General features: G+C 60.7%; 11 protein-coding genes. 2 read left to right on the forward strand and 9 right to left on the reverse strand.

Going from position 1 to position 14,146, the window contains the following annotated elements:
- The first annotated feature begins 338 nt into the window (after positions 1-338).
- Positions 339-1,127 carry a Crp/Fnr family transcriptional regulator gene (locus F1C10_RS11560; protein ID WP_185206353.1) on the forward strand — a complete coding sequence of 263 codons (789 nt, stop codon included), beginning with the start codon at positions 339-341 and terminating at the stop codon, positions 1,125-1,127.
- On the opposite strand, the gene F1C10_RS16580 is transcribed toward F1C10_RS11560, so the two are convergent.
- The 9 genes from F1C10_RS16580 to F1C10_RS11610 all read right to left on the reverse strand — a co-directional run bounded on the left by F1C10_RS16580 (position 1,113) and on the right by F1C10_RS11610 (position 13,157).
- Positions 1,113-1,481: a response regulator gene (locus tag F1C10_RS16580; RefSeq protein WP_219729746.1), complete on the reverse strand. Its 369-nt coding sequence runs from the start codon at positions 1,479-1,481 to the stop codon at positions 1,113-1,115. The two genes, F1C10_RS11560 and F1C10_RS16580, sit on opposite strands and share 15 nt — an antisense overlap.
- Position 1,482: 1 nt before the next feature.
- Complete coding sequence (locus F1C10_RS16585) at positions 1,483-3,987, reverse strand: PAS domain S-box protein (protein WP_219729747.1); 2,505 nt, start codon at positions 3,985-3,987, stop codon at positions 1,483-1,485.
- A gap of 598 nt (positions 3,988-4,585) precedes the next feature.
- Positions 4,586-4,963, reverse strand: coding sequence for a response regulator (locus F1C10_RS11580; RefSeq protein WP_185206355.1), 378 nt, complete (start codon positions 4,961-4,963; stop codon positions 4,586-4,588).
- Between the two features lie 314 nt (positions 4,964-5,277).
- Positions 5,278-6,270 carry an Lrp/AsnC family transcriptional regulator gene (locus tag F1C10_RS11585; RefSeq protein WP_185206356.1) on the reverse strand — a complete coding sequence of 331 codons (993 nt, stop codon included), beginning with the start codon at positions 6,268-6,270 and terminating at the stop codon, positions 5,278-5,280.
- Between the two features lie 960 nt (positions 6,271-7,230).
- Complete coding sequence (locus F1C10_RS11590) at positions 7,231-7,422, reverse strand: hypothetical protein (RefSeq protein WP_185206358.1); 192 nt, start codon at positions 7,420-7,422, stop codon at positions 7,231-7,233.
- Between the two features lie 28 nt (positions 7,423-7,450).
- The gene (locus tag F1C10_RS11595; protein ID WP_258042880.1) at positions 7,451-8,746 is read right to left on the reverse strand and encodes a cytochrome P450; all 1,296 of its coding nucleotides are present in this window, start codon (positions 8,744-8,746) and stop codon (positions 7,451-7,453) included.
- A gap of 119 nt (positions 8,747-8,865) precedes the next feature.
- Positions 8,866-9,876: a hypothetical protein gene (locus tag F1C10_RS11600; RefSeq protein ID WP_185206361.1), complete on the reverse strand. Its 1,011-nt coding sequence runs from the start codon at positions 9,874-9,876 to the stop codon at positions 8,866-8,868.
- Between the two features lie 24 nt (positions 9,877-9,900).
- Positions 9,901-11,070, reverse strand: a complete 1,170-nt coding sequence (locus tag F1C10_RS11605) for a phosphotransferase family protein (protein ID WP_185206363.1) — start codon at positions 11,068-11,070, stop codon at positions 9,901-9,903.
- Between the two features lie 317 nt (positions 11,071-11,387).
- Complete coding sequence (locus tag F1C10_RS11610; protein WP_185206365.1) at positions 11,388-13,157, reverse strand: amidohydrolase family protein; 1,770 nt, start codon at positions 13,155-13,157, stop codon at positions 11,388-11,390.
- A gap of 461 nt (positions 13,158-13,618) precedes the next feature.
- Here F1C10_RS11610 and F1C10_RS11615 point away from each other — a divergent pair, with 461 nt between their 5' ends.
- Positions 13,619-13,816 carry a DUF1289 domain-containing protein gene (locus tag F1C10_RS11615; protein ID WP_185206367.1) on the forward strand — a complete coding sequence of 66 codons (198 nt, stop codon included), beginning with the start codon at positions 13,619-13,621 and terminating at the stop codon, positions 13,814-13,816.
- The last annotated feature ends 330 nt before the right edge of the window (positions 13,817-14,146 follow it).

The raw sequence follows: 14,146 nt of genomic DNA on the forward strand, positions 1-14,146 counted from the left end.
GGACCGAACGCAGCAGCCCCACGGAGTGAACCTTCACTAGGCGCGCGCATCCGTCAGGACCCAGACGCGGTCATTCAGCGGCAACGACGCACGTCCCGAAAGCAGACATTCGTTCACCTGAACGGATGAGGAATTATGGAGCTGAGAACGTGGGGTGGAAAGGCTGAATTTGGGAGGAAAGCGGACTGTCGGCTTTCGAGCGGCGCTGGCAGAAAGCTGCCGATGGTTCATCGGTGAACTTGGCCGCGTACCGGTGAGCTGAAGGGCCGAAGTGAACTTGTGTTATAGACTGCCTCTGGACGTTTGATCTCTGTGTAAGCGGTTTGCGGAGACCGACGATGAGCTTTCTCAAGGGACCCGACCCGCTGAAGCTTTTCCTGGCGAAGGTCGAGGGCCGATCCAAGCTGAACGACGAGGAGTGCGATGGCATCCTCGGCTTGCCGGTGACGCCGCGACAGGTGCAGCCGCATCGCGAGATCGTGCGGCTTGGAGATACGGCAGATCATGCCTGTATCGTGGCCAATGGCATCGTGGCAAGGTTCGCTCAGGTATTGAACGGGGCTCGCCAGATCGTCTCGATGCATGTGGCAGGCGACATGGTGGATCTCCATTCGCTGATGCTTCCGGCTGCTCCTGCGCCTCTGGTGGCGCTTACGTCCACAACCATCCTTCAGATCCCGCATGCCGCCCTTCGCGATCTGGTCGCGCGCTTTCCCGGCGTGGGTGCCGCTCTCTGGCGGGAGTGCGTCATCGACGGCAACATCGTCGCGCATTGGCTCGTCAACGTTGGCCGACGCGATGCGCGGGCACGCCTTGCTCATCTGATCTGTGAGCTCGCGGTGCGATCGAACCAGATCGGCAACTTCATCGAGGGCCGCTTTCCGATGCCCATAACACAAGATCAGATCGCCGATGCGCTCGGCCTGACGTCGGTTCATGTGAACCGGATGATGCAGTCGCTACGCGGCGAAGGGCTGCTCGAAAGCTCGGGCCGAGAAACCACCGTCCTCGATTGGCAGGGTCTGGTACGCGTAGGAGAGTTCGATCCTCACTATCTTCATCTCTCGCGTGCGATTGCTGGCCTTGCGCTACGACATCCGGCGGCAAATGCGCTAAACAGCCAATAACAGCCGTGCGATCTCCACGACTTTTTGCGGGGCGACAGGCTTCTCGACCCTCGCCGTTCCTGCGAACGCGTCCGGAATCGCGTCCCGGTCGTACCCGGTCACGAAAGCGAACGGGATCGACTGTCGCGCGAGCTCCTGCGGCAGTTCGAAATCGATCCCCCGGCCAAGGTTGAGGTCGACGAGCGCGCAATTTGGCGCATTCGACTTTAGTGCGCGAGCCGCGTCCGCTGGATCAGCGAACGGGCCTACGACCTGTGCCCCGGCCGCTTCCAGCGCCGCCTGAAGATCGGTCGCGAGATAATAATCGTCCTCGAGGATCAGCACCCTCGCGTTCTGCAGCGTCGGCTCTGTCATGCTACCGTCCTCCCGCATCAGTCTGAAGGATGCTTTCGCCGTCGACGAGCGGAAACTCGATACGGGCTTCCAACCCGCCCGGCCTGAGTTCGACGCTGCCATAGCCCCTGAGCTCATAGGGGATGCGCCGCCTGATCAACTCCGTCCCGAACCCCTCTCGGCGCGGTACGGCATCGACGATCGGCACGCCGTGTTCCTGCCAGAGGATGACCAGCCATTGCGAACCGTCGCGTGCCTCGACCTGCCAGCTGACATCGAGCCTGCCGGATGCACGTGAGAAGGCACCGTATTTGGTCGCGTTGGTCGCCAGTTCATGAATAGCGAGCGTCAGCACCTCGGCGATCTTCGGTGACACTACCACGGGCTCGCCGAAAAGACTGACCTGATCCTCGGACGCCGCTTGCGCCACGATCTCGTCCCGGATCAACAATTCGAGATCTACGTTCGTCCCGGCCGTTCGCGTCAGCAGTGCCTGCGTTCGCGCCAAAGCGGCGATCCGGCCTTGCAGATGCGCGACATAGTCTTCGGTAGACCGCTCACCATCGTTCGACCGACTGATGATCGACCGGGTCACCGCCAGGATGTTGCGCACCCGGTGCTGGAGCTCGGCCAGCAAGACTTGCTGCCGCTCCTGCAACCGGCGCGTCTCGGTGATGTCCTCAACGATGCCGCCGATGCGGGCTATGTGCCCGTTGTCACGCAGCGGAAAGTCAGTGTTGCGGATCCATCGAAAAGCGCCGTCGGAGGGGCGCCGTATACGAAATACATGCTGGGCGGTCTGGCCAGATCGAGCTGCCTCTAGGTGTTCTAAAGCGGACTTGTGATCCTCTGGCACGATCATCGCCATCCACTTCGTCATGTCGCCGAGCAGGTTGTCGAGCTTGGTGCCGTAGATGTTTGCGACGGCTGGGCTGACAAACTCCATGTTGAGGGAAGTAGCATCCCGCACCCATAATCCAGCCGTTGACGCCTTCGCGAACTGCTGGAAGCGATGTTCGCTCTCCAGCAAAGCGGTTTCGGCGCGAACACGTTCGATCGTGGCCCAGGTGCGCTCTGCTACTTCCTCAACAAGGGCTATCTCGGCAGAGCTCCAGTGTCGTGGACGTGACGATACTGCGGCCATTGAACAAAGCGGCATCTTCTCGCCACGCCGGATGGTCGACGCCACCATTGCTCGCATCCCCAGCGCCTTGCTGTTGGCCCTTTCCTCCGCGGTTAGTCCGCGCCTGGCGAAGTCATCCTCAACGACAAAGGTTCGGTCGAGGACCTGCTCATAAGCGTCCGGAAAGTCTGACAGCCGAACTGTCGAAGGTAGTGCCGGCACCGTTGCGTTGCCGGTCTGATAAGGAAATTCCGCAACGTCCTCTTCAGGTCGGTAATATGTAATGTAACACCGGTCGAGGTTCATGTGCGACAACAGCAGCGTGATGGCGCGGTGAGCAATTGCGTCGACATCCGGCTCTGCGCGCAAAGAGTCGGAAAATCTCAACAAGAACGCCTGCCGCTCCTCGCTTGCACGAAGCGCCTCCTCAGCCTGCTTCCGATCGGTAATCTCCTCGTACAGCACGACCACGCGATCGCCGCCGCCAGGATATGCGAAGACCTCGAACCAGCGGTTGAGGTTGGAGACAGGATATTCGATCCTCTCGGGGACGCCGGTACGAGCGACCTGATCGAACCCCTCCGTCCAGTGCAGCTCAAGGCCGGGGAAAACCTCGCTCGCTCGGCGTCCTTTCGCTTCCGATACCGCGATACCGAACAGCCGCTCGAAGGCGGGGTTGAATTCAAGGTAGAGCTGATCAAACGCACGCCCTTCTTCATCGCGTATAAGCTCAAGCTCGCAATAGCCCTGGCCCATCGTTTCAAAGAGCGAGCGGTACTTTGCCTCGCTCGCGCGCAGCGCTGCTTCGGCGCGGACTTGCTCCACCGCGCTCCAGGTCCGCTCGCCAACCTCGCTGAGGTAACGCAGCTCGGCGGCGCTCCATTGGCGCGGCGTTCGCGAGTGGACGCCGATGCACGCAACCAGCCGTCCGCCGCGTAATAGCCCGACTCCCGCAAGCGCCTGCACGCTGATCGCGGCATAGGCGTCAGGGTCCGGCACGAACTCCCCAGGCACCGTCGCGTCCTCGATCGACAGTGTCCCGCCGGACTGGAAGAGCCTGTGCATCGCCGGCGAGAAGTCCGACATCCGCATCCGATCGGGAATTGGGGGGGCACCGCGTTCCGACCTCTCCGTGACGCGAAAGTGGTCCTGGTCTTCTTCGAATTCGAAATAGCTGGCGCGCATCACGTCCAGCTGTTCGGCGAGTAGCTTCATCGCCGTAGCCTTCACTTCGGCTGGGTCGGTGAGCGCTCGAAGCGCATCGCTGAAACGGAGGAGGAAGGCTTGCCTCTCCTCGCTTTCGCGCAACGTCAAAAGGCGTTCCCGGGCCTCAGTCTCGCGAAGGACGCTTTGAGGCGCTGCCAATTGCCGCTTCGAAGCGGCGATTTCGTCGGCATTGTTCATGCCGAAGTATCACATGCAAGGACGGATCGTGAACTCACCTGGTTTAGCCTAGTTGCAATTCAGCAGGGTCCACAGCCGCGTTATTTCCGCGACAACGATGTACCGACCGAGATCCGCTGTTGGCGCGTCAGCTGCGAGGGTGCTTTTAGGCACCCCCCGGTAGCCGTAGTAACCAATTCTACCGCTCTGCATCACACCCGTGGGCGGACGGATCGCGCCGCGGATCTATGCCGATGCGAAGATTAAGACCTCGGCTCGGATACCTGCGCTTGTTGGAGCGCTCGCCCAGCATGCGCGGCAAAGCATTGTTTTCGCGAGAGGAGACACCTCCCGACCATCCCGGTGAACAGACGTCAGGGGTGGCGTGCACACCGCTCGGACCAGAAGCCTCCTGGCCTCAACCCGTTCGCACCCTTGTGGAGTTAATGCGCGCCTCCAATCAGCCGATGTTCATCGTCTGGGGGGCTGAGCGGACTCTGCTCTACAACGACCCCTACGCCCAGATCCTCGCCGATAAGCACCCTGAGGCTATGGGCCGAGACTTCCTGGACGTCTGGTGGGAGATCCAGGGCGACCTCGAGCCAATCGTTGCCAGGGCCTACTCGGGACGGCCTAGCGCCTCGATCACGCGGCTGACCTCTATAGGTTTCAGGCACAGGGGTACGCCGTCGTAGCGCGACGGGATGCTCGGCCGCTCATACCCAGTCACGAATACTACCGGCACGCCGCGCGCCATGAGTGCGTCGGCCACCTCGTAGACCTTCTCGCCATCGAGGTTGATGTCGAGCACGGCCCCGTCGATCCGGTGCTGCTCTAAAATGGCGAGCGCTTGCGACAGCGATGGAACCGGGCCGATGATCCGTATCCCAGCCTTCTCGAAGCCGTTCGCCAGGTCGTGGGCGATGAAGTAATCGTCCTCGACAATGAGAATACGGCCGCTTTCACTCAATCCGCGCTGACCCGCTCCATCGTCCATGCGCTAACCCATATCAGGGGGCGACCGTGATGGCACGTTAAATGGTGTTCTTGCGGCGTCGCGCTCCCTGTCGGCATGACCTCAGGTCGGCCGGCTGCCGGGATCTAAGTGGCACTACTTTCCACGGCAGAAGGATCACAACGGTTGAACAAATGTCCGCTCCCGGCAGGGCGCGAACGAAAGCGGCCGGTCCGCTTCCCACCAATTCCGGATGATCATGGGTGCCGCGACAATTCCGTTAAGCGGACGGGCAGCTTCCATCGTGACGGACTCAGAAAGCGCCGATGTCCACTTTGCCACCTGCGGACATTTGGTTAGCTGAGGCGTTTACGCTTCGTCGCAACCTCAGGGACATAATGCCAATTGCGCTGGTGCTTGTCGTCGCCAACGAAAACGTAGTCGTACCGATGTTTCAACGATCGTAGCAGCGGACGATAGATCAATTGATCAACGCCCGAGATGGCGCGTAGGCGGTCGACGCAAAGGGCAGCAATGAGCGCCTCAGAAGCAGCGACGCAGAACAGCAACGCTCCGTGAGCGCCGTCGGTCACCGCGGCGAAACTGACTATCTCCTCTTCGGCCATCTCGTCTACGATCATAGCCAGAACATCGGCGCTACCATCGAGATAGACATATGCGCCGGCGGCATATCCGATGCGGTCTGGCTCGCAAACGACCCCAAGCCGCATGGCCCGTCGCTCGGCCAGCCGCTTGAGCCGGATGCGAACGCTGCCCTCTGATATGTTAATGCGTCGCGCGATCTCCCGGTTGCTCTGCCGGCCGTTTTCCACCAGTAGCGCGATGATCGCCTCGTCGAGCGAGTCCTGCCGATCAAGCGGCAGCGGCGGACCAACGTCGGTGCGCAAATTGCCTGAGCCCAGACGGAAGGTCGTGATCTCCTCAGCGGTCGTCAACTCTACGGAAACGACCCCGAAGATAGCGTGCACCCGCTGCATCATCCCGTCGAGCGTCGCCGCATCGGGCGCCACAAACGTCACGATCAATTCCGGGCTTCCCGGGCACAGGACGACGCTGAACGCCTCCTCAATTGCGGTGAGCTGGCTCGCCACTCGCTTGAGCGACCCTCCAAGCACGAAGATGGAGGCAAACGCGAGCAGGCGGTACCCTGCGGCCTGAAGATCGCGCTGCGCCATCACACGCATTACGTGGCCGTCAGACATGCTCCGGATGCGGCCGGCGACAGTTTGCTCGGTAACGCCGGTGGCCGATGCGATCGACTTGTTGGTCGCACGCGCGTTACGTTGCAGGCACCGGATAATCTTCAGATCGACGTCGCTGATGCTCATTTCTGCTCCCGATACGGCACAGTCGTATTGGCACCCAGCAATCTTGCCGTCGAGCCGCTCATGACCGAACCGTTGCCAAACATGCAGTATGAATCGCTGCGAAAAACTACAATATGCGTCATCTTCGACAAATAGCTACGACACTCTACGCTTCAACGAAGCTGAGCAATTATTGCACGTCTTGGTACAAAAATAGATGAATATGAAAGATAACAGACAGACTTGCAGGATAGTCTTAGAATTAGCCTTATAACCATGTCTATTCCAATTTATTCATGAGTTTAGATATATGATACGATTGATATCTGGCATTATACCGCCAAAATCGATAAACATACATAGTGCGATGATTGGTTAACCGTTGCTGTTCTACAGCTATCGCAAAGTCTGGGTTGCACTACTTTTGCGCTGACAATCATCGAATCACCGGCGATTTAATTTCGTGTACGACGTCGGCTTCGTATGGGCCTAGATGACATCGGCTCGATAACGCTCATTGGCACTAGCGCACCGTGCTTGGCACGAACACGACCGTTCGCGCAACGGCGCGGAGCCACTTCGCCACTCTATGTCGTTCGAGGTCGTCGCCTTTCGCTTCGTAGCGAATGTGGCTTCCACCGCTGGTGCCGCGGCAGCCACCTTCCTACCATGGGCTTGAGCTCGCCCCCGCTTGGCGTGGGCTGGTAATCGGGATTTCTCGCAAGCGGCACCCGGCAAATCGCCGGGACCCGCGAAGCGTTCGAAATCACGGGCGAACGTCGAAGCACTTTTTCGCGTTCCGGCGCAGTAGCGGCGACATTCCGCCTTCCGATCTTAGTCCGTCGTCGCATTCGATGACGTGGGATCCGAGTTTCACGCCAATGATACGTGATCCCGCCTATTGCGTGCCGAACCGGCTGTATGCGGGCGACACCGCCCCGCAGCGGTCCGCGCGCCCTTCGCTAAGAAATGGTCACGCGGCTACCTTCGCCACGGAGCGTGTCCTTGTTTACCTTGACGGGTATCTCCTGCTTCACGACCTCTGTCGCCCACTAGGCAGAGTAATCGTGCGATCACCTCCTCGCTAGCGGGATTGACAATCTCGATCGTCTGGGGGGAACGCGCCGCTTTACCGCCGATCGTCATCGAGAAATCGTCGTAGAAACTGATCATGGTGCATTCTTAGTGTTGATAGCGCAGCTCAGGTTGCCCGGAAGCTGACGGGCAGCCGCTTGGGGCCGCTGATGAAGACAGATTGCGTCCATGCCGGCTCGCCGGCGAGCTTAATCGAGTGAAGCCTGGGAATTAGCTCTTCGAACAGTATTCGCATCTCCAGCTTCGCCAGATGCTGGCCAAGGCACAGGTGCGGGCCGAAACCGAAGGCGAGTTGTTTACTTGGGGGGCGGTCGAGCCGGAACGCGTCAGGATCTTCGAAGACAGCCTCGTCGCGGTTCCCCGACAGGTACGACAGCATAATCCAATCACCCTCGCGCATCGACTGTCCGGCGAACTGGACGTCGCGAGCCGCGGTGCGCATGAAGTGGTTGACGGGCGTGACCCAACGCACCGCTTCCTCGACAAGCGCGGGGATCAGTGTGGGATCGTTTTTCACGCGCGCGAACAGCGCTGGGTCGCGGGCCAACGCCAGCGCGCCACCCGCCGTAGACGCCGAGGTGGTGTCGTGCCCCGCTGTCGCTACGAGCACGTAATAACTGTTGGCCTCGTGATCAGCGATCGGCGCGCCATCTATCACGGCATTGGCAATGATTGAGGCAACGTCGTCACGCGGCGTCTTGCGGCGCTCGTCGGTCAACACTCGAAAGTAGGCGTAGAAATCCTCCAACACCGCTTCGAAGACTTTCAGCGCGGTCTCCGGACGCTGCATCGCGTCGGCTTCGCGGCCAAGCTCCGGATCGCGAGCGCCGAACAGCTGCTGGGTCAACATCAGCATTCGTCCCTCGTCTTCCTCCCGAACGCCAAGGATTTCCATGATGACGTGGAGCGGGTAGTGGAGCGCCACGTCCGAAACGAAGTCGCATGCGCCACCGCGTGCCAGCATCCGGTCGACATGGGTGCGCGCAATTGCGCGGATGCGCTCGGTCAGCTTCTTGATGTTGCCAGGCATGAACCAAGATTGAGTGAGCATCCGATAGGTGCGGTGCTCGCGCCCATCCATGTTCACCATGCTGCGCGTGAGATGCGGCATGCCCATCGCGTGCTCCACGGCAACGCGCATATCCATCGGCAGCATCACTGTAGAACGATCCCCGTTGCGGAACAGATCCGCTTGTCGCTCGATGTCGAGGATGTCCTGATGCCGCGTCACAAGCCAGAACGGATCGACGTTGGGGGCTTCGAGCCGAGCGACCGGCCGGTTCGCACGCAGCCATGCCAGATCGGCGTGGACGTTCGCCGGGTTCGCATAGGTCGACGGGCTGGTGAGGCTCCGTGCCATCACTGACGGCACATATTCTTCGGGTAAGTCGGTAGCGCTCAATGCAGCCTCCATCACGATACGATCATGCGTTCCGCCGTCCTGGGCGCTGCGGAATGCCGCAGGCGATCGGCGATCGGCGGCTGCAGGCGACGAAATGCCGCGCCTGCCCGTTCCATTGATCAGAAGCCATCGAGGACACGCCGCTGCTCCTGCGGCAGCGTTCCGGCAAACTCGTGAACACCGAAGCCAGAAAGGCCCGATCCCTGCCAGTCGGACAAGGCGTTGTCGTCGTACCGGCCCGCGCCGGAGCCTGGAAGATACTTAACCAGGTGAATCAACGACGTTCCTTCGACCTCGATGGGCACCTCGCCGCCGATGCGGATAGCGGTGCGATGGAACTTGCCGAGCCCGTCGGCTGGAAGGAACGTAACGTCCACGTCGGTGGTCGAATGCACACCGTCCTTGTCGACTACAACACCGACCCCCCGCGTCTTGCCGTTGATCACCATCCCCGTGGCGTTGAAGAAGACGTTACCATCCTCGCTGATCGACGCAGTCCAGAATCCGTGGCCGGTCGCGGACATTGAGGACTCGTCCCGCGTGCCCCAGGTGTGATCACGGACGAAAAGCCCGTCCACCTCGATCAATGCGCCGTCTATGGTCATCGTGCCGGTACATCTGCCGCCTTGTTCGTAGTGCACCTGCGAGTTCTCGTAGACGGGCCTGCCCTCATGGTTCTCCCCCGCCGTGCTTTCGTCGAGCAGGCGGAAGGCGTCGCCGAAATCCGCCGGGGGCAGCGTGCTCGTCAAAGTGAAGTCGATCTCGACGGGTACGTCGCCGCCGTCCTCCCATGCGATGAAGCCAAGCGGACCGTAACCGCGCATCCCCTCAAACGAACCCGTCAGCCTCAGCTGCCGGTACGGGGTCTCAGGATGGAGAGTCAGGCCGCCAACGGCGAACACCCCGTTCGGGATTGGTTCCGCTACCTTACGTGATACGATGACGTCGCCGTAAAAAGCCGCGATCCGTGCCACCAGCCCGCCCGATGCCGGCCAGCGTTTGCAGTGGATCAGGAAGCCCGCGCGCTTGCCGCGATCAGACAGCACGATGAAGAAGTTCTCCTGCCACCGGTCGGGAAGCGGCGTCGGAGGCGTGTGTGGAAGTTCGTCTATGTCTAAAAGGGCGTTCACGGGATCGCTCCTTGCGCTGCGAAATCAATGGATAGGCGCGGGTGCGCGCGACGGCGGTGCCGCAGCGTGACGCTGCTGGAACGCCGCGAGGGTTCGCTCGAGACGTTCGCGGCCGGAGGTCATATAGGCTACTTCCAGGTCCTGCTGATCATGCGGCAGCCGCGAGGTGATGAGCATGCAGTAGTTCGCCATCCGCCAGGCGCTGAACAGCTCGCAAAACTCCCAGTCGCGCAACTCGCCCCGCATATCGCCGTAAGCCCTGATGAGCTCCTCACGGGTGGGCACGCCGTCGGTCACGGCGCGCCCTTGATGGTAGAACTCAATCTGGCTGAGCAGATAGGAGACGTCGCTTTCGCCGTAGCCCAGTTGGCATACCTCCCAATCGAGCACCGCTGCGACCTCGGCACCGCGGGTCATGTAGTTCACGAAGCCGGGATCAGCGTGAATGACTTCGTACGGGCGATCGGTCGGCGCGCGCGCAAGGATGATCGCTGCCACCTCGGCGAGCCGCTCGCGCAGTACGATATACCGTTGCAGCCGCTCCGGTGGAAGCGTTGCCTCCTCCAGCGCTATGTCGATCTCGCGCTTGCCCCACAGAATTTCACCTTCCAACGGGGTGGCGCCGCCGCCCCGCACGTGCAGGCTCGGAACATTGAGCGACGAAGGCGGAATGTCATGTAGACGCGCCAGCACGTCGATGATGTTGAACAACAGCTCGCGACGCTCCGCAGGACTGGCCTCTATGATTGGGCCGTCCTCGAACGGGAGGACGTGCGGCGCGGACGCTTCTACGCGCTGCATGATCATTCCCGAACCGCCGAAGATTTCTCCTTTGGTATCGAGCCACAGCACGGCCGGCACCGGATAGCCTGCCTTGTTGAGCGCCGCCATGACTTCAAACTGCGCAGCCATATCATACTGTTTGAAGAAGGTTGCGCCGGTGTCGTAGCGGAAAACCAGCCGCCTTGTTGTACGGGTGCCGCCCGCCTCTACAAAGATGTCGAACAGCTGCGTGCCGCTAGAGGCTCCCGCTGTCCGCGGCCTCTGATCGAGTTCGATCCCAACGATCGTGCCGTCGAAGTCAGGTTGCTTCTGGATGTAGCGCAGCAGCCGCGTCGCGCTGAGCTCAACGCCCGCGGTGCGTGACATCATGCCCTTGATAGCAGACGCAAAGTCGCCGGACGATACCGACATGCCTTGTTCCCTTTTCCAGTGCACCGACGTGTCTTCGTACCCTTGCCTGCGGAACGGATTTTACGAGCCGTGCTCACCAGCTTTGCGCGGGACCGCGCACAACCGTGATTGATCGACCGTGGACCGGTGGGGATGGGCGAAGAACGACAGCGCACGGTATGTTGCGCGGATGGTGCAAGCGGCGATGCTCGCCTTCGTCTAGGCGTACCTGCGGCATGCGGAGCGCATGCTGGGCAAGAGGTGCCGGCGTGGCGCGTGGCCACGCCGGCGAGATGACGGAGAACGCCGACGGTGGAGAGGTTCCGCCGGCGCAGCTTTCACTCCGCCGCGAGCGGCAGCTCGTCGAGCAGTTGCAGATCGGCATGCACGCCGCGGACGGAAATCATCCGGCCTGGCGTCACGCCGGTATCTTGCCCGTCCTTCATGATCGGCTCCCCGTTTACGACAACCCACTCGATGCCTTCTGCCCGGCAAACTCGCCGCCAATCGCCCTGCGGCAAATCGTGAACTGTTTCATACTGGTCGCGATCGTAGCCGAGCGCTTCCATGTCATAGACGTAGAGGTCGGCCGCCATGCCCTCCAGTAGAGCGCCACGATTGGCAAAGCCGAACACGCGCGCCGGGAGATAGCTCAGGTGATAATGCATCTCCTCCAGCGGGATGATTCCCGTGTCACGAACCAGCCACATAAGATTGTCGGTGGCGAACTGGCCGCCGGCATGAAACTTGATGTGTGCGCCGCCATCGGAAGTTCCCGACAGCACACGTCTGTGACGCAGGATCTCGGCCGACTTCACGGGGTCTTCACTGGTCGCCATAGTGGTCCGGAAGTCGGCCAGCGCGCCGGACTCGGCAATGATTTGGAAGAACACGTCGACGACATGCACCCCTTCCGCTGCCGCGACATCGCCCAGCAGCGTGTTGTTGTACTTAGCGAAACGCGTCGCACCCTGCGCGTCGACCAGCTTGAATGTCTCTAGGGGGCCGCCGGCTCCGGCCCATTCCATCGGATCGTATTCCCCTACCGCGCGCGCACGGAAAGCGCGATCAGCGGCCAAAGCAGTCATCCTATCCGCCGTCCGCGCGATCGTGAACTCGAGGAAGGATGGACTGGTCGACTGCCAAACGTCGAAGTCGACGGCGCGGAGCTGGTTCCACGAGCGGTTCACAAAAGCCTGCCCGTAGATGTTCAGCCCTTGGGCCTCCATGCGATCAAGCCAGTCGAGCAAGCTGCGGTGATACTCCGGGATCGCATCCACCGGAGTGATAATATTCAGCAGCACCGGTTGACCGGACGCCCGCGCCAGAGCCTCGACGGCGTCGCGATTCGCGACGCGACCCGGCGGCAGCTCGCAAAGGCACTGGATCACCCCTTCACCACGCTCGCGCAGCACATGGGCGAGGAAGATTGCGTCGTCGATACATAGGTTGTCGGTCGGCATCGGCGAACCGTCGACGTCCTTGTGGCTGTTCTGGTCATTCAGATAGGAGAAGCCGAACCCGATGGCGCCAGCGTCCATGGCTTCGTTGAGGAGCCGCGCCATCTCCACGCGCTCAGCATCCGTGGCCCCTCGCGACTTCGCGGCTTCGATCCCCATTACGTAGATCATTAGCGAGTTGAGCGGCATAAACGCGGCCAAATTGATACCCTTCGGTATTTCGCGCATGTGCTGCATCCACTCGGGGAAGCTCTCCCAATTCCACGGCAGCGCCTCGCGTAGTGCCGGAACGGGCACTTGTTCGGTGCTTTCCATCATCGCCATGTAGCGATCGCGATCTTCCGGACGGCAAGGCATGAATCCAAAGCCGCAATTCCCGACGACGACCGTTGTATTCCCGTGCCACGAGGAATTGGTGCAATAAGGGTCCCAATGCACCTGCGCGTCGTAATGCGTGTGCGGATCAATTACACCAGGAGCAACAATTTTGCCCTTCGCATCGATCGTGCGGGCGGCCAGTGCTGACGAGATGTTGCGGCCGATTTTGGCGATCACTCCGCCCTTGATCGCGATATCGCCGATGAAGCGCGGCACGCCGGTGCCATCGATGATCGTCCCGCCGGAAACCAAAAGATCGTATTCCGCCATGCCATCTCTCCACAGATGTCTGCGACTCGCGATTCCTTCGCGGTGCTTAATGCTGTTTCGCATTGTTTTCCCTGGAATGTCAACATAGCAATAATGCGCAACTTTTCTGTAGCTACCATGGCTGGATTTATAACCGGCGAAGCTGAAGAGGCTGCGACCGAAGTGCGCGCGCCTCCGCTCGCCTGTTCTCCCTAGCTCTCTGGTACGAACCGTCGCGATAGCATTTTCTTATCAAAAGGGTGACGGCGGCCTGCGAAGGGAGGCGACAACCAGAAGGCGCGCCGGATCTTCGGACGAAAGTAACAGGAGAGCTACCTGCGACCGGCCCGTCGCATATACCTTGAGAAAGCCGCTCTCCGCAAAAAGCTGTTTTCGCCTTCATCATGTGGTTATTGCGTACTCCGCATGGTTGTTCTATTTCGTTCGCTGCTGATCACGAGCCGAGGGAGCTTCGGAACATAATGTCCAAGGGCATCAGATCGCCGTGCGTAAGAGTATGCCGCCCGGACGTAGCCGGCGGACCGTGTTCCGGCTGCCTTCGCACCAGAGCGGAGATCGTCGGCTGGGCAAGGATGAGTGAGGACGAGCAGCAGGCGATCGTGGACGACATCCCCCGTCGGATGCGGGAAAGGTTTGCCGCACGGCGGATGGGCAGGTGATCCCGACCGCCACCGATTGATGACGCAAATTTGCTATAATGGGCGCCATGTTGTCGTTTCACATGCCGCAGAGAAGAGAGACTGGATGCAATAGACAACTAGGTACCGTTGAGCACGGTTGCCGGTAGCTGACTTGATTCTAAGGTTACACGGCATCGGGCAGCCTGCGCGCAGCCCTCGCCGTTGCCGACCCGGATGGGCGATCTAGCGTTAGCACCGGCTTCCCTTTCGAAAGAATTCAATCGACCTACCAAACGTCAGCCTCTCGCGGTTCCACACAACCCCCCGCAGGGTGAGCCCGAGCGATGAGGCCGTAGCGCGAAACATCGA

Origin of the sequence: Sphingomonas sp. NBWT7 (genome assembly GCF_014217605.1) — a bacterium.
Taxonomy (GTDB): Bacteria; Pseudomonadota; Alphaproteobacteria; order Sphingomonadales; family Sphingomonadaceae; genus Sphingomonas.

What these genes read in the sequence shown, in the direction of transcription:
- F1C10_RS11560 (WP_185206353.1), top strand. Translation starts at nt 339, where the DNA reads ATGAGCTTTCTCAAGGGACCCGACCCGCTGAAGCTTTTCCTGGCGAAG.
- F1C10_RS16580 (WP_219729746.1), bottom strand. Translation starts at nt 1,481, where the DNA reads ATGACAGAGCCGACGCTGCAGAACGCGAGGGTGCTGATCCTCGAGGAC.
- F1C10_RS16585 (WP_219729747.1), bottom strand. Translation starts at nt 3,987, where the DNA reads ATGAACAATGCCGACGAAATCGCCGCTTCGAAGCGGCAATTGGCAGCG.
- F1C10_RS11580 (WP_185206355.1), bottom strand. Translation starts at nt 4,963, where the DNA reads ATGGACGATGGAGCGGGTCAGCGCGGATTGAGTGAAAGCGGCCGTATT.
- F1C10_RS11585 (WP_185206356.1), bottom strand. Translation starts at nt 6,270, where the DNA reads ATGAGCATCAGCGACGTCGATCTGAAGATTATCCGGTGCCTGCAACGT.
- F1C10_RS11590 (WP_185206358.1), bottom strand. Translation starts at nt 7,422, where the DNA reads ATGATCAGTTTCTACGACGATTTCTCGATGACGATCGGCGGTAAAGCG.
- F1C10_RS11605 (WP_185206363.1), bottom strand. Translation starts at nt 11,070, where the DNA reads ATGTCGGTATCGTCCGGCGACTTTGCGTCTGCTATCAAGGGCATGATG.
- F1C10_RS11610 (WP_185206365.1), bottom strand. Translation starts at nt 13,157, where the DNA reads ATGGCGGAATACGATCTTTTGGTTTCCGGCGGGACGATCATCGATGGC.
- F1C10_RS11615 (WP_185206367.1), top strand. Translation starts at nt 13,619, where the DNA reads ATGTCCAAGGGCATCAGATCGCCGTGCGTAAGAGTATGCCGCCCGGAC.